The sequence below is a fragment of the Acinetobacter sp. YH16040_T genome, assembly GCF_024605785.1.
Lineage (GTDB): Bacteria > Pseudomonadota > Gammaproteobacteria > Pseudomonadales > Moraxellaceae > Acinetobacter > Acinetobacter amyesii.
The window spans coordinates 1415571-1439019 of record NZ_CP094541.1 but is presented as its reverse complement, the minus strand read 5'-3'; the positions used below and the strand labels follow the sequence as shown (position 1 = coordinate 1439019).

At 39.4% G+C, this 23449-nt stretch carries 24 protein-coding genes; 10 read left to right on the top strand and 14 right to left on the bottom strand.

What is annotated here, in order from left to right; all coding sequences use genetic code 11:
* Positions 1-64 precede the first annotated feature (64 nt).
* Both kdsA and MST16_RS06940 read right to left on the bottom strand, forming a co-directional pair.
* The gene (gene kdsA, locus MST16_RS06945) at positions 65-922 is read right to left on the bottom strand and encodes a 3-deoxy-8-phosphooctulonate synthase (protein WP_168378626.1); all 858 of its coding nucleotides are present in this window, start codon (positions 920-922) and stop codon (positions 65-67) included.
* A gap of 31 nt (positions 923-953) precedes the next feature.
* Complete coding sequence (locus MST16_RS06940; protein ID WP_180011262.1) at positions 954-2594, bottom strand: CTP synthase; 1641 nt, start codon at positions 2592-2594, stop codon at positions 954-956.
* 229 nt (positions 2595-2823) lie between these two features.
* Here MST16_RS06940 and MST16_RS06935 point away from each other — a divergent pair, with 229 nt between their 5' ends.
* Complete coding sequence (locus tag MST16_RS06935) at positions 2824-3237, top strand: internalin (RefSeq protein WP_180011264.1); 414 nt, start codon at positions 2824-2826, stop codon at positions 3235-3237.
* A gap of 100 nt (positions 3238-3337) precedes the next feature.
* On the opposite strand, the gene MST16_RS06930 is transcribed toward MST16_RS06935, so the two are convergent.
* On the bottom strand, positions 3338-4228 hold the full coding sequence (locus MST16_RS06930; RefSeq protein WP_180011298.1) for a LysR family transcriptional regulator: 891 nt from the start codon (positions 4226-4228) through the stop codon (positions 3338-3340).
* A 110-nt stretch (positions 4229-4338) separates the two neighbouring features.
* On the opposite strand from MST16_RS06930, the gene dkgB reads away from it, so the two are divergent.
* Positions 4339-5145: a 2,5-didehydrogluconate reductase DkgB gene (dkgB, locus tag MST16_RS06925; RefSeq protein WP_218945807.1), complete on the top strand. Its 807-nt coding sequence runs from the start codon at positions 4339-4341 to the stop codon at positions 5143-5145.
* Position 5146: 1 nt separating this feature from the next.
* Complete coding sequence (locus MST16_RS06920) at positions 5147-6322, top strand: MFS transporter (protein ID WP_180011266.1); 1176 nt, start codon at positions 5147-5149, stop codon at positions 6320-6322.
* Positions 6323-6360: 38 nt separating this feature from the next.
* Here the strand turns inward: MST16_RS06920 and MST16_RS06915 are convergent, their stop codons facing one another.
* From MST16_RS06915 to MST16_RS06905, 3 genes are all read right to left on the bottom strand, one after another.
* Positions 6361-7452, bottom strand: coding sequence for a YheT family hydrolase (locus MST16_RS06915; RefSeq protein ID WP_180011268.1), 1092 nt, complete (start codon positions 7450-7452; stop codon positions 6361-6363).
* Between the two features lie 203 nt (positions 7453-7655).
* Positions 7656-8060, bottom strand: coding sequence for a nuclear transport factor 2 family protein (locus tag MST16_RS06910; RefSeq protein ID WP_078193923.1), 405 nt, complete (start codon positions 8058-8060; stop codon positions 7656-7658).
* 121 nt (positions 8061-8181) lie between these two features.
* The gene (locus tag MST16_RS06905) at positions 8182-10206 is read right to left on the bottom strand and encodes an NADPH-dependent 2,4-dienoyl-CoA reductase (RefSeq protein WP_180011270.1); all 2025 of its coding nucleotides are present in this window, start codon (positions 10204-10206) and stop codon (positions 8182-8184) included.
* 181 nt (positions 10207-10387) lie between these two features.
* Here MST16_RS06905 and MST16_RS06900 point away from each other — a divergent pair, with 181 nt between their 5' ends.
* Both MST16_RS06900 and MST16_RS06895 read left to right on the top strand, forming a co-directional pair.
* A complete protein-coding gene (locus tag MST16_RS06900; protein WP_180011272.1) occupies positions 10388-10927 on the top strand; it encodes a PadR family transcriptional regulator in 540 nt (179 codons plus the stop codon).
* Between the two features lie 25 nt (positions 10928-10952).
* A complete protein-coding gene (locus tag MST16_RS06895; RefSeq protein WP_180011274.1) occupies positions 10953-11861 on the top strand; it encodes an alpha/beta fold hydrolase in 909 nt (302 codons plus the stop codon).
* A 134-nt stretch (positions 11862-11995) separates the two neighbouring features.
* On the opposite strand, the gene MST16_RS06890 is transcribed toward MST16_RS06895, so the two are convergent.
* Positions 11996-12907 (bottom strand): LysR family transcriptional regulator, encoded by a 912-nt coding sequence (locus MST16_RS06890; RefSeq protein ID WP_078188530.1) that lies wholly within the window; start codon positions 12905-12907, stop codon positions 11996-11998.
* A 279-nt stretch (positions 12908-13186) separates the two neighbouring features.
* Between MST16_RS06890 and MST16_RS06885 the strand changes: the two genes are divergently transcribed.
* Positions 13187-14101, top strand: a complete 915-nt coding sequence (locus MST16_RS06885; RefSeq protein ID WP_180011275.1) for a LysR substrate-binding domain-containing protein — start codon at positions 13187-13189, stop codon at positions 14099-14101.
* A gap of 320 nt (positions 14102-14421) precedes the next feature.
* On the opposite strand, the gene map is transcribed toward MST16_RS06885, so the two are convergent.
* Positions 14422-15216, bottom strand: a complete 795-nt coding sequence (map, locus tag MST16_RS06880) for a type I methionyl aminopeptidase (protein ID WP_180011277.1) — start codon at positions 15214-15216, stop codon at positions 14422-14424.
* 349 nt (positions 15217-15565) lie between these two features.
* Here map and brnQ point away from each other — a divergent pair, with 349 nt between their 5' ends.
* A complete protein-coding gene (brnQ, locus tag MST16_RS06875) occupies positions 15566-16858 on the top strand; it encodes a branched-chain amino acid transport system II carrier protein (protein ID WP_180011279.1) in 1293 nt (430 codons plus the stop codon).
* A gap of 558 nt (positions 16859-17416) precedes the next feature.
* Complete coding sequence (locus MST16_RS06870) at positions 17417-17653, top strand: hypothetical protein (RefSeq protein WP_078188534.1); 237 nt, start codon at positions 17417-17419, stop codon at positions 17651-17653.
* Between the two features lie 274 nt (positions 17654-17927).
* On the opposite strand, the gene MST16_RS06865 is transcribed toward MST16_RS06870, so the two are convergent.
* Positions 17928-18389: a hypothetical protein gene (locus MST16_RS06865; RefSeq protein ID WP_180004966.1), complete on the bottom strand. Its 462-nt coding sequence runs from the start codon at positions 18387-18389 to the stop codon at positions 17928-17930.
* Between the two features lie 173 nt (positions 18390-18562).
* Here MST16_RS06865 and MST16_RS06860 point away from each other — a divergent pair, with 173 nt between their 5' ends.
* On the top strand, positions 18563-19423 hold the full coding sequence (locus MST16_RS06860; RefSeq protein ID WP_180011281.1) for an alpha/beta fold hydrolase: 861 nt from the start codon (positions 18563-18565) through the stop codon (positions 19421-19423).
* 216 nt (positions 19424-19639) lie between these two features.
* Positions 19640-20125 (top strand): Lrp/AsnC family transcriptional regulator, encoded by a 486-nt coding sequence (locus MST16_RS06855; RefSeq protein ID WP_078188537.1) that lies wholly within the window; start codon positions 19640-19642, stop codon positions 20123-20125.
* 85 nt (positions 20126-20210) lie between these two features.
* Here MST16_RS06855 and MST16_RS06850 read toward each other — a convergent pair whose 3' ends face one another.
* From MST16_RS06850 to MST16_RS06830, 5 genes are all read right to left on the bottom strand, one after another.
* Complete coding sequence (locus MST16_RS06850) at positions 20211-20423, bottom strand: hypothetical protein (RefSeq protein WP_180011282.1); 213 nt, start codon at positions 20421-20423, stop codon at positions 20211-20213.
* Entirely contained in the window at positions 20420-20632 is a 213-nt protein-coding gene (locus MST16_RS06845) for a DUF4177 domain-containing protein (RefSeq protein ID WP_078193931.1), read from the bottom strand. The genes MST16_RS06850 and MST16_RS06845 overlap by 4 nt, the downstream gene beginning before the upstream one ends.
* Positions 20633-20835: 203 nt before the next feature.
* Positions 20836-21693, bottom strand: a complete 858-nt coding sequence (locus MST16_RS06840) for a tetratricopeptide repeat protein (RefSeq protein ID WP_180011284.1) — start codon at positions 21691-21693, stop codon at positions 20836-20838.
* A gap of 95 nt (positions 21694-21788) precedes the next feature.
* The gene (gltS, locus tag MST16_RS06835) at positions 21789-23012 is read right to left on the bottom strand and encodes a sodium/glutamate symporter (protein ID WP_180011287.1); all 1224 of its coding nucleotides are present in this window, start codon (positions 23010-23012) and stop codon (positions 21789-21791) included.
* 204 nt (positions 23013-23216) lie between these two features.
* Positions 23217-23432, bottom strand: a complete 216-nt coding sequence (locus MST16_RS06830; RefSeq protein ID WP_078193934.1) for a hypothetical protein — start codon at positions 23430-23432, stop codon at positions 23217-23219.
* Between the last annotated feature and the right edge of the window lie 17 nt (positions 23433-23449).

Here is a 23449-nt window from a genome sequence, read left to right as displayed (position 1 = left end):
GAACAATTCCTCAGTTGATTAATAAAAATGATGCGTCAAAAGTGACGCATCAATGTGTATCGAATTAGTGTGTATCTAACTTTGCGAAACCTTTGACCAAGGTATCGAGTTCTTTTAACTGTGCCAAGAAAGGCTCCAACTGTGACATGCGTAGCGCACATGGACCATCACATTTGGCATTTTCTGGATCTGGATGAGCTTCTAAGAACAAACCTGCTAAACCAGTCGCCATACCTGCACGTGCCAATGTCGTGATTTGTGCACGACGACCACCTGCAGAATCCGCACGACCACCCGGCGTTTGAAGCGCATGTGTCACATCAAAGAACACAGGGACATTCATTTCTTTCATGATGTCAAAGCCCAACATGTCTACAACTAAATTGTTGTAACCAAATGCTGAACCACGTTCACAAAGAATCAGTTTGTCATTTCCTGCTTCCAAACACTTATGCAAAATATGACGCATTTCGTGTGGTGCGAGGAACTGTGCTTTTTTAATGTTGATGATGGCATCAGTTTTCGCCATCGCTTCAACAAGGTCTGTCTGACGGCTTAAAAATGCAGGAAGCTGGATAATATCCGCAACTTCAGCAACAGGCGCAGCTTGATATGGTTCATGTACGTCAGTAATAATCGGCACATTAAAGTGTTTTTTAATGTCAGCTAACCACTCGATTCCTTTTTCCAGGCCTGGGCCACGGAAAGAGTTCAAGCTTGAACGATTGGCTTTATCAAAACTTGCTTTAAACACATAAGGAATATCCAAGCGTTTGCAGATATCCACATAGGTTTCAGCAATTTCAAAAGCAAGGTCTTTTGACTCAAGTACGTTCATGCCGCCGAATAGTACAAATGGCAAATGATTTGCCATTTGTATATCGCCTAAACGTACAATTTCCTTTGGTTTTAATTGTGACATTTAAACTCTTCCTGGTTTAGTCAAAAACACATTATTTCGCTTTTTGGTACTGCTTTTTAGCAGCATCAATAAAGCCTGCGAATAATGGGTGTCCATCACGTGGTGAACTTGTAAATTCCGGATGGAATTGTACAGCAATAAACCAAGGATGTTCAGGAACTTCAACAGTTTCAACAAGACGCTGTACTGGAGAATAACCTGAAATCTTCATGCCTTTTTCTTCAAGCACTGGGATATAACGGTTGTTCATTTCATAACGGTGACGATGACGTTCAATGATCTCTTCAGAACCGTAAACTTGTGCAGTTTTTGTTCCCGCAACCAATTCAGATTTTTGAGCACCCAGACGCATTGTACCGCCTAAGTCAGAATCTGCATTACGTTGTTGGACTTCGCCACGCTCATCTAACCATTCAGTGATTAGACCAATCAATGGTGATTTAGTAGAACGGTTAAATTCAGTTGAAGTTGCATCGCTAATACCCGCAACGTTGCGCGCATATTCGATCACAGCCAACTGCATACCTAAACAGATACCAAGGAATGGCACACCGTTTTCACGTGCAAAACGAATCGCTTTCATTTTGCCTTCTGTACCACGTTCACCGAAACCACCCGGAACTAAGATTGCATCTGCGTCTTTTAATACGTCGTTAACATCTTGGGTTTCAAGCTCTTCAGCATTGACGTAGTCGATTTGAACTTTCACACGGTTTTGAATACCCGCATGTAAAAGTGCTTCGTTTACAGATTTGTATGCATCTGGAAGTTCAACGTATTTACCAACCATCGCTACACGAACTGTGTATTCAGGGTTCAGTAATGCATCTACAACGTTATCCCAGTCTGTAAGATCAGCTTCTGGAAGATCGTTATAACCAAAACGTTCACAGATTAAATCATCAACGTTTTGTTCATAGAAAGTACGTGGAATTTGGTAAATTGAACGCGCATCTTTACACACCACAACTGCACGAGCTTCAACATTCGTAAATAACGCGATTTTACGTGTAGTGTCAGCATCAACATCATGCTCTGTACGGCAGATCAGGATGTCTGGTTGAATACCAATCGACAAAAGCTCTTTTACAGAGTGTTGAGTTGGTTTAGTTTTTAATTCAGCAGCTGACTTAATATATGGGAGTAAAGTTAAGTGCATTAACATTGTGCGCTTATGACCTAGTTCGACCATAAGTTGACGTACAGATTCCATGAATGGGAGAGATTCAATGTCACCTACTGTACCGCCGATCTCAACGATCGCAACGTCATAGCCTTCACCTGCGCGAAGAACACGTTCTTTAATATTGTCAGTAATATGTGGAATAACTTGAACTGTACCACCGAGGTAGTCACCACGACGTTCTTTATTCAAGACATCTTGGTACACTCGTCCTGAAGTAAAGTTGTTCAGTTTGGTCATTTTCGCACGACGCAAGAAACGTTCGTAATAACCCAAGTCTAAGTCAGTTTCAGCACCATCCTCTGTGACAAAAACTTCACCGTGTTGGAATGGACTCATAGTCCCTGGATCGACATTAATGTATGGATCCATTTTTACCATGGTTACTTTTAAACCACGGGCTTCTAAAAGCGCAGCCACTGATGCAGCTGAAATACCTTTACCTAGTGATGATACAACACCACCAGTAACGAAAATAAAATGGGTCATTAAGTTTCTCGTACAATGGAGCCTAAATTGGCCTACAATGTTGTGCGATTTTACTTTACTCTGTACCAAGAAAGCAAAGTCATTCCGCATCAATTCATAGAACAATTAACAATTGGCTATTGTAACAGCAATTATCATAAAAATTTAGAGTAAGTTCTTATCATTTCTATATTCTTATTTGCTGTTATAATGCATTTATCCAATCCACACTTTTTTGTTTTGTGTAATTATGAATAAGAAACTTTTAATCTGCGGTGCAATCGCAACAGGTCTACTTCTTACAGCATGTGTAAAAAAAGAAGCACCAAAAGAAGAAGAACAGGAACAGGTTGAAGTTGTAGCATCTGAACCAACAGCATCTGTACCTACACAATTAGAACCAGTTGAAGAACAACCATTTGTTGAAGAACCAACTCAGCAGCAAGTTGAAGTGATTCGTGAAGAAACACCGAATACAACAACTGAAATTCGTCGTGAACCTACCACACCTGCAGAAGCTCCTGCTCCAAAAGCAGAAGCACCTAAAGCGGCAGAAAAACCTGCACAAGTTGCTCAACCTAAACAAAACTCAGGTTCTGCACAATCTGAAGATGATGCTGTCGCTGCTGCAATTGCCGCTGCAACTCCAGCTTTAGACAACTAATTGTTTATTCTCTAAACAATTCAATAAAAAGCCCAGTTTTGACTGGGCTTTTTATTGCTTGTACATAAATATATATCTGTAGCAAATGACTTAATTTTGCTCACAATCGCTCTTGTAGTTTTTCAGCTAAATACTCAATAAATAAACGAACACGTTTGGGTAAATGCTCTTGTTGATAATATACGGCATGAATCAGCTGTTCATGCGGTTCGATTTGATCATCTAAAAGTTGTACCAAGCGCCCTTCCGCAATATCTTTTTCTAACATAAAAATCGAAAGACAGGCGATACCCATGCCATGAATTGCAAGCTCGCGTATCGTTTCACCGTTTGATGCCTTAATGTTTGGTCGAATCGTTAGTGGTTTTCCACCGACTTGGATCGGCCACGTATTCATGTGTGTAATTTGACTAAAACCAAGCAAAGCATGTGCTGAAAGCTCTTCCGCATTTTTCGGATGCCCATGCTGCTGAAGATAGTCAGGACTCGCCACCAAACACAATCGACTCTTATATATAAATTTTGCATGTAAACTTGAGTCGTTTAATTTTCCAAAGCGAATCGCGACATCCGCTTTATGCTCTAATAAGTCAATCACTTGATCATGATTCACCAATTCAATCTGTATATGCGGATAACGTGCATTAAATTCAGGAATTAAAGGCACAATGACATGCAGTATAAAAGAAATTGCAGAATCGACTCGTACAAGACCAGAAGTGTCGGCATCTAATTTCAGCAGAGAATCTTCCGCTTCGCTCAAATCATTCAATATCCGCCGTGTTTTTGCTAAAAACAATTGCCCCTCTTGCGTGAGCTTAATTTTGCGGGTAGTTCGTTCCAACAAGGTTACATTTAATTTAGATTCCAGACGCTGTAATGCGCGGCTGACACCAGATGCTGTTTGATCTAATCTTTCTGCTGCTTTGATAATAGAGCCACTATCTACAATAACAGTAAAAGCCTGCAGCTCCTCAATGGTCGATTTCATTGCATATTCGAATTCGTGATTTTTAATCAATAATATATTCCAAACTCATGCATTTTTCTTCAATAAAATTAGCAGCACAATAGCATCAACTCAAAAAAAGAGAATTCCTGATGATTGTTCCTCAATTTGGTGTCGGCACCTTCCGTTTGACAGGTGACACTGTCATTCATTCTGTTAAAACTGCCTTAGAAGTTGGATATCGTGCTGTAGACACCGCACAAATCTACGGTAATGAAGCAGAAGTAGGCCAAGCAATCGATGAAAGTCAGGTCAATCGAGCTGATATTTTCTTAACCACGAAAATTTGGACTGAAAATTATGCTGCCGACAAACTGATACCCAGTCTAAAAGACAGCTTAATTAAATTAAGGACAGATGCAGTTAACCTCACACTTATTCATTGGCCTGCACCTGCACTTGGAGTCAATATTCCAGAATTAATGGGACATTTACTTGAGGCAAAAAAACAAGGTTTGACTGAATATATTGGTGTATCTAATTTTAATATTGAGCTTACTCAACAAGCTATTGACAGTATAGGTGCTGAGCAGATTGCAACCAATCAAATTGAACTGAGTCCTTATCTTCAAAATGAACGACTTGCGACTTACTTAAAACAGCAAAATATTGATGTCACCTCTTATATGACCTTGGCTTATGGCAAAGTGCTAAATGACCCAATACTTTCTGATATTGCAGCACAACACCAAGCTTCAGTTGCACAAGTGACACTCGCTTGGGCGCTGCAAAAGGGTTATGCCGTAATTCCATCGTCAACCCAACGTGAACATTTAACCAGTAACTTAAAAGCTCAAGACATTCATTTAACATCAGAACAGATGCAGGCCATTGCCACACTAGACAGAAATGCACGTGAAGTGAACCCACCTGAACTTGCTCCAGTGTGGGATATTTAATATGAAATTCAATTTTCCATTAATTGCATTAGCCGTAGGTGCTTTTGCAATTGGCACAACAGAATTTTCACCGATGGGTTTTTTGCCTGAAATCGCAGCAGATTTATCGGTTTCCATTCCTCAAGCGGGCTTACTGATTAGTGCCTATGCCGTTGGCGTCATGATTGGTGCCCCATTAATGACCTTATGGTTAGCACGTTTTCCTAAACGTACTGCCCTTATTTTACTAATGGCAATCTTTACCATCGGTAATATTTTGGCAACGATTGCACCCAATTATCTCGGTTTAATGGCGGCACGTTTGGTGACTAGCTTAAATCATGGGGCATTTTTTGGCTTAGGTTCTGTCGTTGCAGCGAGTGTTGTGCCGAAAGATAAACAAGCCAGTGCCGTTGCTATGATGTTTATGGGCTTGACCATTGCCAATATTGGCGGCGTGCCACTCGCAACGTGGGTGGGGCAAAATATCGGTTGGCGTATGTCTTTTGCCGCTATTACCTTACTGGGCATCATCACCATGTTGGCATTATGGAAAGCACTACCTCATCAGCAACAGACCGAAAAACCTGATGTACGAGCAGAGTTAAAAGTATTAACACGCATGCCTGTTGTTTTAGCACTGCTCACCACGGTAATGAGTGCTGGAGCTATGTTCGCGCTCTATACCTATATCGCACCGAGCTTAAAAGTCTTTACCCATGCAAGCCCTGAGCTTATCACTTTCATGTTGGTCTTAATCGGGATCGGATTTTCAATTGGTAACCATTTCGGTGGTAAGTTTGCAGATCAGTCTCTAGATAAAACCTTGATTGGCTTTTTAGTCTTACTCATGCTGATGATGCTGTTATTTCCAATTTTAGCAACAACCACCATTGGCGCGGCGATTGCATTAATCATCTGGGGAGCAGCAGCCTTTGCCGTTGTACCACCTTTACAAATGCGTGTTATGACAGTCGCTCACGATGCACCAGGCCTCGCTTCTTCAGTGAATATTGGTGCATTTAATCTTGGAAATGCTTTGGGCGCTGTTGCAGGTGCCGCAGTGCTAAATCTCAACCTAAGCTATGCTGCAGTATCTTATACAGGAGCGACATTGAGTGCTATAGCGTTGATTTTAGTATTGATACAGATGAAGCTTAAACCTCAAACAACTGCATGTTGCGCACAAGCCGAGTAACACACACTTAAAATAGCCTATCCAAAGTAGGCTATTTTTTAGTTCGCATATAACTTTAAAAAATCTGCCATCAATTTGGTTGCCCATGAATGGGTTTCCACTAAACCTTCATAATAACCACAGTGACTGCCTTTTTTGGTGGTTACCACCACAACATTCGGCAAAGAACGGATTAATTCTTTATAGGGTTCAAAGTTTTGAATGTGGCAAACAGGGTCATCTTCGGCATTTAAAATCATCAATGGAATTTTAAGATTTTCAAATACATAAATTGGATTGGTAGATTTTGCATAACTTTCATAATCGGCAAAACCAGCCATTTGGAAATAAGCACGCTCAAACTGCGCCAAATTTTTACTTTTTAGTACTTCTATTAAAGATGGTGTTGTTGACCATGTTGCAGAATAGGGTTCTACAAATTTCTGAAAGAGCTTCTTGGTCATCATTTTACTGTAAAAAGGATGGACATTTTTAAAGCCAAGCTCGGTGTCATAGCCCGGACATAAAGCAAAAGCCGCTTTAAGTGGTGTTTCCTCACCTTGCTCGCCTAAATAGCGGACCAATAGCCCCGTTCCTGCAGATGAACCGACGCCATACAAACTCGATGCGGGAAATTTCTGCTGAATAAAGGCAATCTGTTCACGTAAGTCATCGGTTGAACCAAATAAATTTATTTTGGCAACTGGCATAGGCAAATTGGCATGACCGCGTCTTAAACACAGTGCAATGCGCCAACCTGTATATAGATGAAGATCCCGAACCACTTCTCGCATACTTTCAGGCGTTCCCGTAATCGTATGCATGAGCACCACAGTTGGCACATCCGCAGGTAAATCTAAGCCCAACCATGCAATGGCTGTAATCCCTCCATCAGCCATGGTCAGTTGCTCTATAGCGTCGTATTTAAGCTTCACTTGGCGCTTTTTAATGACATCAAAATACAGTAAATGTGCATGAGTATTCGACAGCCAAGGCGTAGGACGATATTTTTCATGTAGTTGCTTTAACTTCGGCAGCACATCTTTCATTTGCCCTTCAGGATGATAATAAAGCTGTGATAATTCTGCACCAATTGCATGATCTACAAAGTTTAAAAGAGCCTGACGCCCTTTATGCATCACATTATTCATTGACCTTACCTTCACCTCGCTTCGCACCACAGCAAATCATTTCAATCTTTTCACTTTGACTAACAATGCCCATTAAAAAAATGTATCTACAAAACCGTATCTCGCTAGCAATATTTGTTTGCTTAAGCCTCATAAGCAAAAAGCATGACAATATTCATCATGCTTTTTATCATTCTGTGATGAGCATTTAAAAATCAGCAGAGTTAAGGCTGATATTGCATAATGCGCTCACCCATTTTCGCCGCCAATGCTTCCAAGCCACTTTTTGGACGAAGCATGACTTCAAAATCAATCATCTGACCTTGTTCATTAAACTGAATCATGTCGATCCCTTTTAACTTTTTCTCGCCAACATTGGCAGAAAACTCAAGTACAACATTGAGGCCATCCTCACTATAAAACTCACGGTGGTAAGTAAAATTTTCAAAAATTTGAATCACATTGGTCAAAATAAAAGTTACTACAGGCTTACCTGGATATGGGTTAAACGCGACAGGTGAACGAAACACCACATCCTCTGCCAAGAGTTCATTTAAAATATTCATATCCCGTGTGTTAAGCATTTCGTGCCAACGTGCAACAGATTTTTTTGTTGTTTCAATAGTCATGTTTATGTCTTTTTTTTGATGAATCATTTCCCTTTCCTCAAACTCCTCTCCCAAATGGAGAGGAAGCACGACAACTGCATATTAAATTGAATGAAGTTGTCGTGGTTTAGTATGAGGCTGATTAAATCACCGCAGCCAAATCTGCACCTTGACGAATGGCACGTTTAGCATCTAACTCACCTGCTTCTTTCGCACCACCAATCAAATGCACATTTTTCCCATCTGCTTGTAGCTGTTCATACATCGCGGTATAGGATTCCTGACCTGCACAAATCACCACATGATCAACATCTAAAATACGTGATTGACCATCAACGGTAATATGCAAACCTTGATCATCAATTTTGTCGTAGCTTGCACCCGCAATCATTTTCACATCGCGGTGTTTCAAACCTGTACGGTGAATCCAACCCGTGGTTTTACCTAAGCCAGCACCAACCGATTTAGCCTTACGTTGCAATAAATACACTTCACGCGGCGATTCTTCGACGTCTGGATGTTTCAAGCCACCGACTTGCGCATAAGTGGTATCAATTCCCCATTCATCATAAAATTTCTCAGGATTGAGGCTACCGCTCTCACCTTCATGCGTTAAATATTCAGCCGTATCGAAACCAATACCGCCTGCACCAATGATCGCTACACGTTTGCCCACAGGTTGACGTTCACGTAAAACCTGTAAATAACTCAATACTTTTGGATGATCAATACCATCTATATCTAACTGACGCGGTGTTACACCCGTCGCCACCACGATGTCATCAAAATCAGACTGAGCTAATTCTTCATAGGTTGCCGTATGGTTCAGTACCAATTTAATCTGAGGCAATAGTTCTATTTTGCGTTTGAAATAGCGCAGCGTTTCATAAAACTCTTCTTTACCAGGAATCGTTTTCGCAATATTAAACTGCCCACCAATTTGGCTTGAAGCTTCAAAAACCGTTACGTTGTGACCACGTTCTGCTGCATAAGTTGCAAAGCTTAAACCCGCAGGTCCCGCACCAATCACAGCGATATTTTTCACTTGTGCAGATTCTTTAAATATCAGCTCAGTTTCATAGCAAGCTTGAGGGTTAACCAAACATGTTGCAATTTTCATTGAGAAAATATGATCTAGGCAGGCTTGGTTACAACCGATACAGGTATTAATTTCATCACTACGACCTTGTTCTGCTTTTTCCACAAAACGTGGGTCAGCCAGCATTGGACGTGCCATGGACACCATATCTGCATCACCCGAAGCAAGTACGTGCTCAGCCATTTCAGGAGTATTGATACGGTTTGAGGTGATTAAAGGAACATTCACAAGACCTTTTAATTTCTTGGTTACCCATGTAAATGCAGCACGTGGCACTTTGGTTGCAATGGTCGGAATACGTGCTTCGTGCCAGCCAATACCGGTATTGATAATAGTTGCACCGGCTTTTTCAATGGCTTTTGCAAGTTGCACAACTTCTTCAAAAGTCGACCCACCCTCAACCAAATCCAACATAGAAAGACGATAAATAATAATAAAATTTTCACCAACTAATTCACGCGTACGACGCACGATCTCAATTGGAAAACGAATACGGTTTTCATAACTGCCGCCCCATTCGTCATCACGGTGGTTGGTACGTGCAGCAATAAACTCATTAATTAAATAACCTTCTGACCCCATGACTTCTACACCGTCATAACCCGCTGTCTGTGCTAACTGAGCACATCGAGCAAAGTCATTGATCGTGCGTTCGACGTCTGCTGTGCTTAAAGCTTGTGGTTTTACTGGGTTAATTGGTGCTTGAATTGAAGAAGGTGCAACATTATTGGCCTGATACGAATAACGACCTGTATGCAAAATCTGCATCGCAATTTTACCGCCAGCATCATGTACCGCCTGCGTAATCACTTTATGCTTTTCTGCTTCTTCTAAAGAGTCTAATTTTGAACCACCAGCAAATGTCACACCATCATCATTGGGAGAAATACCACCGGTTACAATCAAACCTACACCGCCTTTCGCACGCTCTGCATAAAAAGCTGCCATGCGTTCATAGCCACCCGGTGCTTCTTCCAGACCGATATGCATAGAACCCATCAATACACGGTTCTTTAGCGTTGTAAAACCTAAATCTAGTGGTGCCAATAAATTTGGATAATTTGACATTTTTTCTCCTTAGCGTGCTGAAAAGCTGGCTATTTTTATCTTCGCTTGTATACGAGCTTTCTCTTTCCATCTACGCATACAAGATTTTTGCAACTTGTTGCACTAATTTATATGCGAGATTTGATTTTTATGCAACATGTTGCATAATAAAAAGTACAAAACTATTTTGACTGAGCCATATATGTCTTTAGCCCATGTTTTACTCACGAGCTTACTTGAGAAACCGAGTACAGGGATTGACCTTGCGCGCCGTTTTGACCGCTCTATGGGCTTTTTTTGGAATGCAACACATCAGCAAATCTACCGTGAACTCAGTGGTATGCAGCAAAAAGGCTGGATCAGCACCATTGAAGATGAGCACAGTACGACTCGTAAAAAAACCTACCAAGTTGAACAACTTGGAAGCATAGAGCTGGCAAATTGGATGGTTGAGCAAAGCCCTCCGGCTCAATTACGTGAAGAGTTGATGGTTCGTTTACGTGCAGAAGCTCAGCTGGGTACAAATGGCGTATTACCCGAATTAGAGCGCCATCTAGACATTCACAAAGAAAAACTAAAAGTGTACCAGTCTATTTTTGCAAAAGACTTTGCACATGCGCATGATGAAGACCGTACTTTGTACATTCATAAAATGATTTTACAGCTTGGGATAGATTTGGAAATCGGTTGGATCAAATGGCTCGAAACCATCATTCCACAGTTGCATAAATTTAATCGCTAAAACAAAAAAATAAATAGGAAGCCGCATGCCACACTATACAATGCCCGATCAGCAACAACTGTATGTTCGTGAATATGGTCAAGGAGAACCCATTCTGGTTTTATCGGGGCTGGGCATGCAAAGTTGGCAATGGCATCCTTTTCTATATCAACACCGAAAGCATTTTAAATTTATCATTCCAGACTGGCGTGGATTTGGCGGCTCTAAACTTTGTCAAATTCCAAATATGGACATCATTTCAAGCCATTGGCGAGATATTGACAGCTTAGTTTCCCAGCTCGGTTACGATAAAATCACGGTGATTGCCTACTCCATGGGGGCAACGACCACCATGCACGGTTTAAAATACGGTCAGTTTGCTGAAAAAATTAAACGTTATTTACACATCGATCAAACCCCTAAAATACGAGTAGATGCAGATTGGCAATATGGTTTATATGGCAAACGTCACACTGAGTTTTTAAGTATTTTAGAAGACATCTCGAAGGTACTTGCAATCAACCTCTCTGTGCCATTTGCACAGCAGATGAATAAACATGACCGTCAAGGTCTGGTCGACGCTTGGTTAAGGTTCATAGACTTACAAAATAGCAATCCTTATGCATTATCCGCTTTCCGTATTGCATACCAACAACCAACTTTACAGAAGCTGATGTTACCCTCACAAAGTGTGGCGTATTTATATTGGTATATTCAAAATTATTTGAACCATACTGAAGATTATCGTGAAGCCATTGCAGCACTCACCGCGCCAACAACTTTTTTCACAGGGGCAAAATCGATCCTCTATCCTGCCCAAGGTCAAAAAATTATTGCTGACAGCCTAGTCAATGCTGAGCAGATTATTTTTAAAAAATCGGGACACACTCCATTAATCAGTGAACCGGTCAAATTTAGCCGTGAAATCACCAAGTTTTTAAAACAAGCGATCTAATAAGACTGAATAAAAAAATAGGCTCATTACTTTTCAAGATTGAGCCTATGTTTTATGCAGAAAGGTGTTACTTAAACGTTTGCTTCAAAATTGAATTTCAAATTTAATGTTATTATTACTTTTTAAAATAAGCACTAGAAAACCCGACGATCGTATTCAATTGCTTCCAAATCATATACTTGGTAAACGCAGTCAAATAAAGGACGCGCCAATTCCCCTTCATCATCATTCCGCACAATCAAATAAATTTGGCTAATGGCAGCACTATCCGATAATTTCACATAATTCACATGCCTAAACTGCATAATTTGTACAGATTCAGGAACAATACAAATGCCTTCGCCTGCGGCAACCATGCCTAGTGATTGTTGCAAATCTGCTTGAGTATTAAAGCGTTTCGGCTCCATACCATATTCTAAAAACAACGACTTGATCAGCGTTGCATAACTTTGACCATCCGTTGCTGGATAGATAAAAATCTGCTCATCTTTGAGATTATTCAATGCAATCTGTTGTTGTGAAGATAAAGGATGGCTTGAATGCACCGCAACAATCAGAGGCTCTTCACGCAATAGCACACGTTTAACCGCCTGATCCGACACACGAACTCGGCTAAAACATGCATCAACCCGACCTTCTTTTAATGCCTGAATCTGATCGACTGCACTCAGTTCAATTAAATTTACATTTAAGTGTGGATATTGCTGACGGAACAAATAAACAATTCGAGGTAATAAACCACAGAGTAACGAACCGCCATAACCGATATTAATCGTGCGTTCAGTGGCACTGGCCCGCTGCGTAATGAGCTTAATTTCTTCTGCATTGGAAAGTAATTTCACAGCTTGCTGATAAAAGAAACGGCCAATGGTGGTGGTTCTTAAAGGACGGCTGCCACGCTCAAAAAGCTGCGCACCCAACTCTTCTTCTAAATTTTGAATTTGACGACTTAAAGGAGGTTGAGCAATAAATAGCTTTTCAGCAGCCTTCGTAAAACTCTGTTCTTCTACAACGGCGACAAAGTAACGTAAATGTCTTAATTCCATGACATTGTCCTTTAATGTCGAATTTCTTTCATAATGGTCTTTTATTTGAATATATCAGGACGACACTCAAATCACATCCTTCAAATTCGGTTATTTAAAAGATGTATACACCACATTTATTGTTTGGTCATGCTAATGTGAAACGATTACAAGGTTAACCCGACTTTAGTCTTGGCAATTTTGCTCAAACTTCTCACATGAAAAACTACAAAACGTGATTGACTTCATGAAACAATTCAAGTTAATTAGCAAAATCGTTGCAAATATGGAATAAGAACAGTGCTGAGTGATCTAGATGATTTTTATTGTTTTGCCCAAGTGGTCGAACATGGTGGTTTTAGTGCAGCAGAACGTGCAACAGATATTCCAAAATCAAAACTGAGTCGTCGGGTCTATAACTTAGAAGAACGTTTAGGTGTCCGCCTGATTCAACGTAGCTCACGACATTTTGCTGTGACAGATATTGGTATGAACATCTATCGTCATGCACAAGTCATGATGAATGCCGCTCAAGCCGCACACGATTTGGTTGATCATCTCAGTACACAGCCGCGCGGCTTAATTAAAGTCAGCTTACCTGTTTCCATCGCGCAAAATGAAATGACTAAAATTTTGCCTGAATTTTTAAAGCAATACCCAGAAATTAAAGTGCAAATGATGGTGACCAATCGCCGCGTAGATATCATTAATGAAGGCTTCGATCTTGCGCTGCGTGTACGTTCAAATCTAGACGATGACCCTAATTTAGTTATTCGTAAATTTGAAACGATTGAGCAGCACTTATTTGCCAGTCAGGCCTATCTGAATAAATTTGGTGAACTCAAACAGCCCGAAGATTTATCACAACATCAAATTTTAAGTATGGCGGATGAGCATCTCGATCAACATATTATTGTGACCGATGCACAGCATCATCAGAAAAAAATCAAAGTTAACCCAACGGTAATGGGCTCTGACCTATCGATGTTAGCTGCACTAGCCTGCCAAGATTGTGGCGTGGTGTTATTACCCGACAGTATTGTGTCCGATCATGTGAAATCAGGTGCTTTGGTTCATGTATTACCTGAATGGAAAGCTGCACATGGTATTTTCCATGCTGTATATCCATCTCGTCGTGGCTTATTACCGGCTGTACGTGTTTTCATTGATTATTTAGTTGAAAAACTCAGCCAACATGAACACGCTAAATTTTAGGCAAAAAAAAGCTTACCCATGTGATGGGTAAGCGAAAACTTAAAAACCAAGTAAAATCAGAAACTACAGCAGAATCTGTAATCATATTATATAAATAAAATACATCTTTATTAAATCGTTAATAGCTCTAACTGATTTTCAGAGTTATAAGCAAAACCTTATAAATTAAGCTATAGAGAAAACCTCTTAGTCTTAAAACCTATAACGCTCATACACACTACAACTTATTAGACTAAAGTCAAAAAATATACACTTGTACAATTTAATTTAACTTCAATCCTTTAGATACAGCAGATTCAGGATTAAATTCGCGATTTAGCTTAGATTGCAGGATATGCACCTGTACCTTCTGGCCATGGAGATAGCAACTCAAAACCACTATCGGTCACAACAACCATATGTTCCCACTGTGCCGATAAAGAACGGTCTGCAGTAATTACTGTCCAGCCATCTTTTAACTCTTTAGTTCGCGCTTTACCGCTGTTAATCATCGGCTCAATGGTAAAGACCATGCCTTTTTTTAGAATTACACCTTGACCCGGTTGACCATAGTGTAAAACGCTCGGTTGCTCATGATAAACCTTACCAATCCCATGACCACAGTATTCACGTACAATGCTGTAGCCTTCACGATGAGCAACTTGTTGAATGGCATAACCTACATCTCCCAATGTTGCTCCCGGTTTAACTGCATGAATCCCAGCAACCATGGCCTCGTAGGTAGTTTCGACTAACTTTTTAGCCGCAGGCGAAACCTCACCCACATAGTACATACGACTGGTATCACCAAAATAACCATCTTTAATGATGGCAACATCAATATTGATAATGTCGCCATCTTTCAATACGGTTTCTTTCGAAGGAATACCATGACAAACCACTTCATTCGGTGAAATACAGGTGGTTTTGGTATAGCCATAGTAGCCAACATTGGCAGGAATCACTTTAAGTGTGTTGATGATAAAATCATTGCAGATATCGTCCAAATATTCAGTCGTCACGCCCGGCTTGACATACTCCCCGATCATCTCTAAAACCTGAGCAGCTAAACGACCTGAAATGCGTAATTTTTCAATATCTTGCTCGGTTTTAATCGTGATTTTGGAAGCTTTCATCTGAATATCCTCAAATTTGAATACACCGAATTATAGACCTTTTAGATTTTTTTTGTTTTATTCAGCCAATATTTCTGCATTTATTCGGCTTATAGCATCCTATTTAGTGCTGAAAATTAGAACAATTGATTTATATCTGATAAATCTTAATCGCTAAACATATTTCTATAAAAAATTTATATACAATAAATTTCTTTTATTTATCATAAATATAAATAAAACATTATTTTATCTGTCAATATATTCATGATTCGTATTATAAAAACTATCTATACGATTTATAAATTTTGCTCCAAAAACGAGCTTAATTGCACTAAAATTGCCTTTTTTCACAGTTCATCTCCCCTTTATGACAAGTCTTCGTACACGGGATATTGTTGCCTTAGGTTTTATGACCTTTGCACTGTTTATTGGTGCAGGTAACATTATTTTCCCACCAATTGTCGCACAGCAAGCGGGTGAACATGTTTGGTTAGCTGCATTTGGTTTCTTAATCACCGCAGTTGGTCTACCTGTCATCACGATTATTGCTTTGTCGCGTGTTGAAGGTTCTATTCAAGTCTTAAGTTCACCTTTGGGTAAAGTAGCCAGCATTATCCTTACTGTCGCGTGTTACTTAGCTGTTGGACCTTTATTTGCAACACCTCGTACAGCTACCGTTTCTTATGAAATTGGTTTCTCTTCTTATTTTGGTAACAGCGCAAACAGTCTGCTGATTTATAGCGTGATTTATTTTGCATTAGTGACCATTGTTTCACTTTACCCAAATAAAATTTTAGATACCGTAGGTTATTTCCTTTCACCACTCAAGATTTTAGGCCTCGTTATACTGGGTATCTCTGCGTTCTTTATCCCTGCCGGTGTGATTCCACCTGCAATTGATAACTACGTAACTGCACCAGTTTCTGAAGGTGTAGTAAATGGTTATTTAACCATGGATACATTAGGCGCTTTAGTTTTTGGTATTGTGATCGTCAAAGCCATTACTTCACGCGGCGTAACGGATAGTAAGCTCGTCACCAAATATGCTGTCATTGCCAGTATTATTTCTGGTATTGGACTTACACTGGTATATATCAGCTTATTCAAACTCGGTATGGGCAGCCATGATATTGCTCCAAATGCAACAAATGGTGCAGTGATCCTGCATGCATATGTACAACATGCTTTTGGTGATATGGGCGCTTATTTCCTATCTGCAATGATTTTTGTTGCATGTATGGTTACCGCGATAGGCTTAACCTGCGCATGTGCTGAATATTTCTCAGAATTGACTAAAATTCCATACAAAGTTTTTGTGTTCATTTTAGTTGGTTTCTCACTACTGATTTCAAACTTAGGTTTAACCAAACTCATTGCAGTTTCAGTGCCTGTTTTAAGTGCGATTTATCCACCTGCGATTGTAGTTATCCTACTGAGCTTCTGCTCTAAATGGTTTATTTCACCATCAAGAGTTATTGCGCCTGTTACCGCATGTGCGTTTATTTTCGGTATTTTTGATGGTTTAAAAGTGGCTGGTTTCGAAGATGCACTTCCAAGCTTTATTGCCAATCTACCTCTTGCTCAACAAAATTTAGCATGGCTGATCCCTTCTGTGATTGTGCTGATTATTGCTGCTGTAATTGACAAAGTTAAAAAATAACCTTTTTTGACCTGTCTAAAATCGGAGTTTTACCCGAATGACGATTTTACCTGTGACCAATAATTGTCGAGTTTTACCCAAACTGACATTTATTTGTCCTACTACAGCGCAATAATCCTAAGTCATTGAACTTTTAAATAAAGTTTTATTTTCATGATGAGAAAAAAAGCCAGCCCTTTGGCTACAAAATATAATAATAGTTAAAATACAAATACTTTCTGCAAAATACACCGTACACAAACTCCATGATTAAGCTCGATTCAGACTGTAAGCTAGGCGGTTTCGTGTCATAAAGCCGATATACCCGTGTTGGTATATATATTGCTTATTCATACATAGATATTATGCATCGACCATTTTACTCACCAGTCAACACCTTTAGATTCATAATATTTAGTATATGAATAAAATGATTATTCTTATACGATGATCTAACATAGTTTTATGACAAAATAATGACATTTACTATTGAAATACTTCTAGTTTCGAAGTACAACAGTAGTTCAAACCTGACCAAAATCATGGGTTTTGGCTAAACAACAACAAGGAGGGGTGGAGATGTTATCAGTACATTTCAAAAAGCAATTCTTCATTAACGCTCTGAAGGCAAATAAGAACATGGTGACCTATACAAGCACCACTATTGCTCTCATGCTGACACTACTTATTCAAGGCTTAATACAAGGAAATTTAAGACCTGAATATTTTGCTTATGCGCTTATTGTCTCTGTAGCCTTTTATTTATGGGCAGTCATTGACCACAAATATCGAAAGCAAAAATCAACAGAATTTTAAGTTAGAAGATGGATGAGGCATCATCCATCTTGAAAAAAGAAAAGATGCCACCCCTACCTTCTCGATCATTCAATCCATTTTAAATAACAATAAAAATAATCCCTAAAATAACCAGAAAATCATCAGCCTTTTCTCATAAATTTTCAATTCTGCAGAACTTAAAATTTTGTTTATATAAATTCTTCTACCGAACAATCGCCTGCACTTTAAAAGCTTTTATCTCCTGATTAGCCTCCAATCTAATTGGTACTATTTATGATTGATACTACTTTGCTTAAAACCAAAATTTAACGATGACTCCAAAGAGCAATCCGAGTGTTGCAATTAACTCACCAATCACCAATCCAAGCATTGCCATACTCATCATCCATTTAGGCAAATGCCATTTGCCTAAGACGTGTGGCACTTTAAATTGATTGGTGGTATCGGCTAAATAGCCATGCAGTACATAACTTAAAATCGAAAAGCTAAAAAAGAACAGATTGATGATTACAAACAGTAAATTGAGTGTATGTGGAAGTGCTGAAAAATAGGCCAATACCGCCAAAATGAGTGTCGCTGGGGCGTATAACAAACTGCTCCGATGTGCGATATCTACATAATAATGCGCACGTGCCAGTTCTGACTGCCTTATTTGTGCATATTTCCACACACCTGTGAGCATACCTACCCATAAATAAATCCCACTAAAAACTATCGCAATTTTTACTGCACCCGAAAGTTGAAGCATGTCCATTTTAATTTACATCCATTATTCAATTACACTCATTATTTTTATCTGTATTTCTACTGCAATAGTACTTGCTTCAAACCTGTTATGACATGACTTTAGAGTCATACTCTTTTCAGGTTTCTTTTTGGAACTTGTGTAAATTAGAGTCATCGGAACACACCCATGAAGTTTGAATCATGTCATCATCTGAAAAACTCACGATTCATTGCCAAGACGGTTATTCACTGAGTGCGCGCTTTTATCCGCACCAGACAGAGCTCAAACAGGTTTTACCTGTGTTGATTTGTCCAGCCACAGGCATTACCAAGCAATTTTATAATAGTTATGCAACATGGTTGAGCCAACAAGGCTATGACGTTTTAGTTTTTGATTTTCGTGGTATTGGTGAGTCGCTACACAGCCCTTTAAAACAATCGACAGCAAGTATTGTGCAATGGGGGCAGCTTGATATCCCTGCGGCAATCGACGCTTTGATCAGTAAAACGCAAGCGCCTAAAGTCATATTACTCGGTCATAGCGCAGGCGGACAATTATTAGGTATCGTGCCAAATTATGACAAAGTTGCCAAAGTGGTAGCTGTTTCTGGCTCTACGGGGCATGTCAAAGATCTTAAAGGTCGTACCAAGCTTTTAGCCCCAGTGATGTTTAATGTGATCTTCCCGATTGCACGCTATACCATTGGCTATGGGCCGACCAATGCGATTGGCATGGGGGAAAATTTGCCAAAAGATGTAGCTCGTGAATGGGCTGAATTTTGTAGCAAACCTGGTTATGTCATCAATGCCTTAGGCAAAACTGTTCAGCATGATTTTCATCAAAAAGTGAGCTGCCCGATCACCGCCGTATGGAGCTCCGATGACGAAATTGCCACGGAAGCCAATGTCAAAGACTTGCTGCGCTTATACCCGAATGCTTCGACTCAAATGATTGAGTTAAAACCGAAAGAAACAGGTCATAAAGCCATCGGACATATGTTGATGTTTAAATCGTCACATCAAAACCTATGGCCGATCATTGAACAACAGTTACACGCTTAAGTTTTTGCCACTCAGTCAGTAATCCGGCTGAGTGGTCTTTTTATGGTCTGCACAAGATTTTCTACTTTTAGATTCAATCACACTACCTAACACCTTACATATTTTATTTTTCTATCTTTAAAATCTGCACTGAACGTCCAAGTGTGCTTATTTTCTTCAGCCGACCATTGCAAAAAATGATATAACTATTTTTTCTCAATTATATTCTATTTTGGCATGAGTGAAGCACGACACAACCTCGACAGAATTGATCGCTTAATATTATCCGCATTAAGAGAAGATGGACGACTCACCATAGCCCAGCTTTCTGAACGTGTTGGTCTCTCCTCTTCGCCATGTTGGACACGCTTAAAACGTCTAGAAAATTTAAAAATTATCGATGGTTATACAGCCAACATCAATCCAAAATCGATTGGGATCAATGAATTATTCTTTATTGAAATCACATTAGAACGTCACGATGATGAAATTTTAGATCAATTTAGTGAAACTTTAGCCAATATGCCAGAAGTGGTAGAGGCACATTTAGTCACTGGCGATTACGATTATTTAGTGAAAGTTGCGGTTAAAAATGCTGAACACTATGAGCGTTTTTTGCGTAAAAACTTATATTCTATGAAAGGTATACGCCATACACGCTCTATTTTTGCGCTACGACAATTAAAATCTGCCAGCAGTGCTGACCTTATGATGATTGAGTAATGAGCCAATATAGATTTAATCTATAAGATGACTTTAAAATTTAAGGGCAATTGAGTTCAGCACTCAATTGCCCTATTTATGTGTTCTAATCTATATAGCCATCTTTTTTCAATTTTTTATCTGTCAAATACTCACGTATGACCAATGTTGCAATAATAATGATGGCTTCTAAGATCACTACTGTGACGGTTAGTTTGGTAAATACTTCGATACTGAGCAACTCAAACCATAATTGAGCGATGGCTAATAAACCCCATAAAACTGAAATAATAAGTGCACTAAAGACACCGTATTTCATTTTTCTCTCTCCAAAACAACTACATAAGCTTCGCGCTTCCAAAAAAGCAGCATACGACGGATATCCTTTTCCATCGTAATCACCGCCCAACCTTGCTGTGCATTTTGATTTAAAAAATTAGTGAATTTAACAGGATCAACTTTTGAAGAGCCAAGCAGCAAAGATCCCAGCATACCTTCTTGATAGATAACAACTTTATATTCTTTCATCAATATAGTTCTTTATGGTTATAGTGAATTGAACAAATGTTCATGGCAAAGTATAGCGATCGCTTTTTCCTAAAACAACAAAGTTTTAACTGTCAATTTACTCAGCATTTTTTCAATTTTATGCTTTAATATACACAGTATGAGATGAGCCTTATATGAGTATCACGCGAGTGATACGACTAGCCCCTAACCATGGGGGCTTTTTAATGTTTTCTACTCAACTCACATTGTTGTGTTTCATTGTTCAATTCTGACAGAACGAGACTGTGAATTTCACATGTTTTCACAGGGTCCTGCTCATAAGCCGAATTAAACCATGCAACAGCTTTTTCAAAATCTCGCTGTACGCCTAGCCCACCTAAATAAAAACTTGCTACGCTAATTTTTCCGTTCAAATCATTTGCTTCCGCAGCCTTTAAAAACCACGGATAAGCCTTTTTATAATCAGGCTTTGCGTCAATACCTTGATAATAAATCATACCCAAACGGGACTGATATTGAGCCAAGCCTTGTTCAGCCAACAACATCGTTGGCTTTTCAGCAAGCTGCATATTTTGCTTCGTATAGTAATAATAGTCGGCCAATTGTTCGATATCTTCTTGCTTGCCTTTATTTGCAAATTCAATTAAAAGACTTTCCAATTTTTTCTCATTCCTTGGAATGAGTTCATATTTATTCATAATCAAAAGCATACGCTTTGAATCATCTAAGTTTCTTTCAGCACCGATCTCAAACCATTTTGCGGCTTCTACATAATCTACTTTTACTCCTACACCTTTGTAATACATCAATCCCAAATTTTGATTTGCAGAGCGGTGCCCTAAGGCAGAAGCACGCTTATACAGCGCTATGGCTTCAGGCAGATTAATCTCCACACCTTCTAGCCCCATATGTTTCAGTACAGCCAAATCATAAAGCGCCTGTTTATCGTTATTTTTTGCTTGAACGATGGTCTTTCGGACATCAATTTCGGCTGAAAAGGTTATAGAAAATGGAAATGCTGTTAATACAAATAGCATGAACAATTTGATGTAAGGCAAATGATATTTTAAAACTTTCATTGTTTATTATTCTTGATCAATAAGATGGTGAAAAATGAAATGCTAAAGCACTCTATCTAGATGCTTTAGCATTTTTTAAAGCTGTATATATAGTATTAACCAAAGAAGCCTATCGTTGCCTGAATGACCACAGCATTGACAATATCTACAAAGAATGCCCCTGTCAAAGGAATAATCAAAAAGGCTTTATGTGATGGCCCATAGGTATTGGTCACTGCCTGAATATTGGCAATCGCTGTCGGTGTTGCACCCAAATTTATACCACATTGCCCTGCACAAAGTACGGCTGCGTCATAGCTTTTTCCCATGATCTTAAAAGTTACAAAGTACAGATACAGTGCTAAAACGAGGGTTTGTACCAGTAAAATAATCACCAGCGGGCCTGCAAGATCTGCCAATAACCAGAGCTGCAATGACATCAGCGCCATGGATAAAAATAATGCCAAGGATGCGTTACCAAATACATCGATACAGCGATCAAACATTTCAATTTTAAAGCCAAGTTCAAGGGTGTTTCTTAAAAATACACCACACGCTAAAGCCCAAACGAAGGTAGGTAATTCAAACCACTGTCCACGAGCAAACTCTGTCATGAAATAAGCAAAGCTGATACAGATGGCAAACATCCCCATCGTTTTGACGGCATCATCTGCGGTAATTAAACGAGTTTTTTCAGGATATTCGAAAGGCGCCGTTTCAGATGCAGGCGGTGCTTCATTACGTCCTGTTGTCGGTACAAGTTCTTCTGCCAACTGAAAACGGCGGATGAGGAATTTCGCCACTGGCCCGCCCATCATGCCACCAATGACTAAGCCGAATGTTGCACTTGCCATACCGAGTACGACTGCGCCTTGTATACCATGATCTTGTTCAAAGACTGTGCCCCATGCACCTGCTGTACCGTGACCGCCAGTTAATGTGACTGAACCTGTAATTAAACCGATGAGCGGATCTAATCCTAAAATTTTGGCTAAACTGATACCAACGATGTTTTGCAGCATGACAAATACAATCACACAACCTAAAAACAGCACCAGCGCCTTTCCGCCTTCTTTGAGTTTTCCAAGACTTGCGCTCAAGCCTACCGATGTAAAGAACATCAGCATGAATATTTGCTGGATTTTGGCATCAAAATTTACGGTGATATTAAAGTTTTTAAATAATATAAATGTGATAATCGCAGCGACCAAACCGCCTGCTACAGGTTCAGGAATGTTGTATTTTTTCAGGATGGAAATTTTGTGTACGAAGAAATAACCGATAAATAAAACCAAAACCGCCACGACAATTGTCAAAAAAGCATCTAGCTCATAATTCATAATTTAATCTTAAGTGCTCAATTTTATTTATCTTTTTACATAATTATTTGATTTTTTCAGCTAGAAAAATGTAAATAAGTTATTTAGCCCCTTCTTCTACTACACATTTCTGAAGCCTAATAAATGAAATAAATAAAAATGCTCAGCGTATGTGATGTGCTGAGCATTTGCTGTTTATGACTGAAAAGCAGGAATTTTGAGAGATTATTTGATATCGAATACCCAGTTATGCGCCTCTTTATCACTGGTGGTTTCACAGACATAGTAATCTTGATCCCAAGCATCTTGGTTAAAGATTTCTTTTTTGTGGTAAGTCATCTGTTTGCCATTTTCGACACAGACAAAGCTTTCGCCTTGGTCTTTGACTTGGGTTCCGTTGAGGAAGCCACCAATACAGAGGAATCGGGATTGTTTGGGCACTGATCTATGCTACTGTA

Bases quoted from the DNA above. Each gene is read 5' to 3' on its own strand.
- kdsA (WP_168378626.1), bottom strand. From the start codon at position 922: ATGTCACAATTAAAACCAAAGGAAATTGTACGTTTAGGCGATATACAA.
- MST16_RS06915 (WP_180011268.1), bottom strand. From the start codon at position 7,452: ATGAATAATGTGATGCATAAAGGGCGTCAGGCTCTTTTAAACTTTGTA.
- MST16_RS06900 (WP_180011272.1), top strand. From the start codon at position 10,388: ATGTCTTTAGCCCATGTTTTACTCACGAGCTTACTTGAGAAACCGAGT.
- dkgB (WP_218945807.1), top strand. From the start codon at position 4,339: ATGATTGTTCCTCAATTTGGTGTCGGCACCTTCCGTTTGACAGGTGAC.
- MST16_RS06920 (WP_180011266.1), top strand. From the start codon at position 5,147: ATGAAATTCAATTTTCCATTAATTGCATTAGCCGTAGGTGCTTTTGCA.
- MST16_RS06840 (WP_180011284.1), bottom strand. From the start codon at position 21,693: ATGAAAGTTTTAAAATATCATTTGCCTTACATCAAATTGTTCATGCTA.
- MST16_RS06940 (WP_180011262.1), bottom strand. From the start codon at position 2,594: ATGACCCATTTTATTTTCGTTACTGGTGGTGTTGTATCATCACTAGGT.
- map (WP_180011277.1), bottom strand. From the start codon at position 15,216: ATGAAAGCTTCCAAAATCACGATTAAAACCGAGCAAGATATTGAAAAA.
- MST16_RS06850 (WP_180011282.1), bottom strand. From the start codon at position 20,423: ATGAAATACGGTGTCTTTAGTGCACTTATTATTTCAGTTTTATGGGGT.
- MST16_RS06895 (WP_180011274.1), top strand. From the start codon at position 10,953: ATGCCACACTATACAATGCCCGATCAGCAACAACTGTATGTTCGTGAA.
- MST16_RS06890 (WP_078188530.1), bottom strand. From the start codon at position 12,907: ATGGAATTAAGACATTTACGTTACTTTGTCGCCGTTGTAGAAGAACAG.
- MST16_RS06910 (WP_078193923.1), bottom strand. From the start codon at position 8,060: ATGACTATTGAAACAACAAAAAAATCTGTTGCACGTTGGCACGAAATG.
- MST16_RS06845 (WP_078193931.1), bottom strand. From the start codon at position 20,632: ATGAAAGAATATAAAGTTGTTATCTATCAAGAAGGTATGCTGGGATCT.
- brnQ (WP_180011279.1), top strand. From the start codon at position 15,566: ATGACAAGTCTTCGTACACGGGATATTGTTGCCTTAGGTTTTATGACC.
- gltS (WP_180011287.1), bottom strand. From the start codon at position 23,012: ATGAATTATGAGCTAGATGCTTTTTTGACAATTGTCGTGGCGGTTTTG.
- MST16_RS06860 (WP_180011281.1), top strand. From the start codon at position 18,563: ATGTCATCATCTGAAAAACTCACGATTCATTGCCAAGACGGTTATTCA.
- MST16_RS06855 (WP_078188537.1), top strand. From the start codon at position 19,640: ATGAGTGAAGCACGACACAACCTCGACAGAATTGATCGCTTAATATTA.
- MST16_RS06905 (WP_180011270.1), bottom strand. From the start codon at position 10,206: ATGTCAAATTATCCAAATTTATTGGCACCACTAGATTTAGGTTTTACA.
- MST16_RS06930 (WP_180011298.1), bottom strand. From the start codon at position 4,228: ATGAAATCGACCATTGAGGAGCTGCAGGCTTTTACTGTTATTGTAGAT.
- MST16_RS06935 (WP_180011264.1), top strand. From the start codon at position 2,824: ATGAATAAGAAACTTTTAATCTGCGGTGCAATCGCAACAGGTCTACTT.
- MST16_RS06870 (WP_078188534.1), top strand. From the start codon at position 17,417: ATGTTATCAGTACATTTCAAAAAGCAATTCTTCATTAACGCTCTGAAG.
- MST16_RS06865 (WP_180004966.1), bottom strand. From the start codon at position 18,389: ATGGACATGCTTCAACTTTCGGGTGCAGTAAAAATTGCGATAGTTTTT.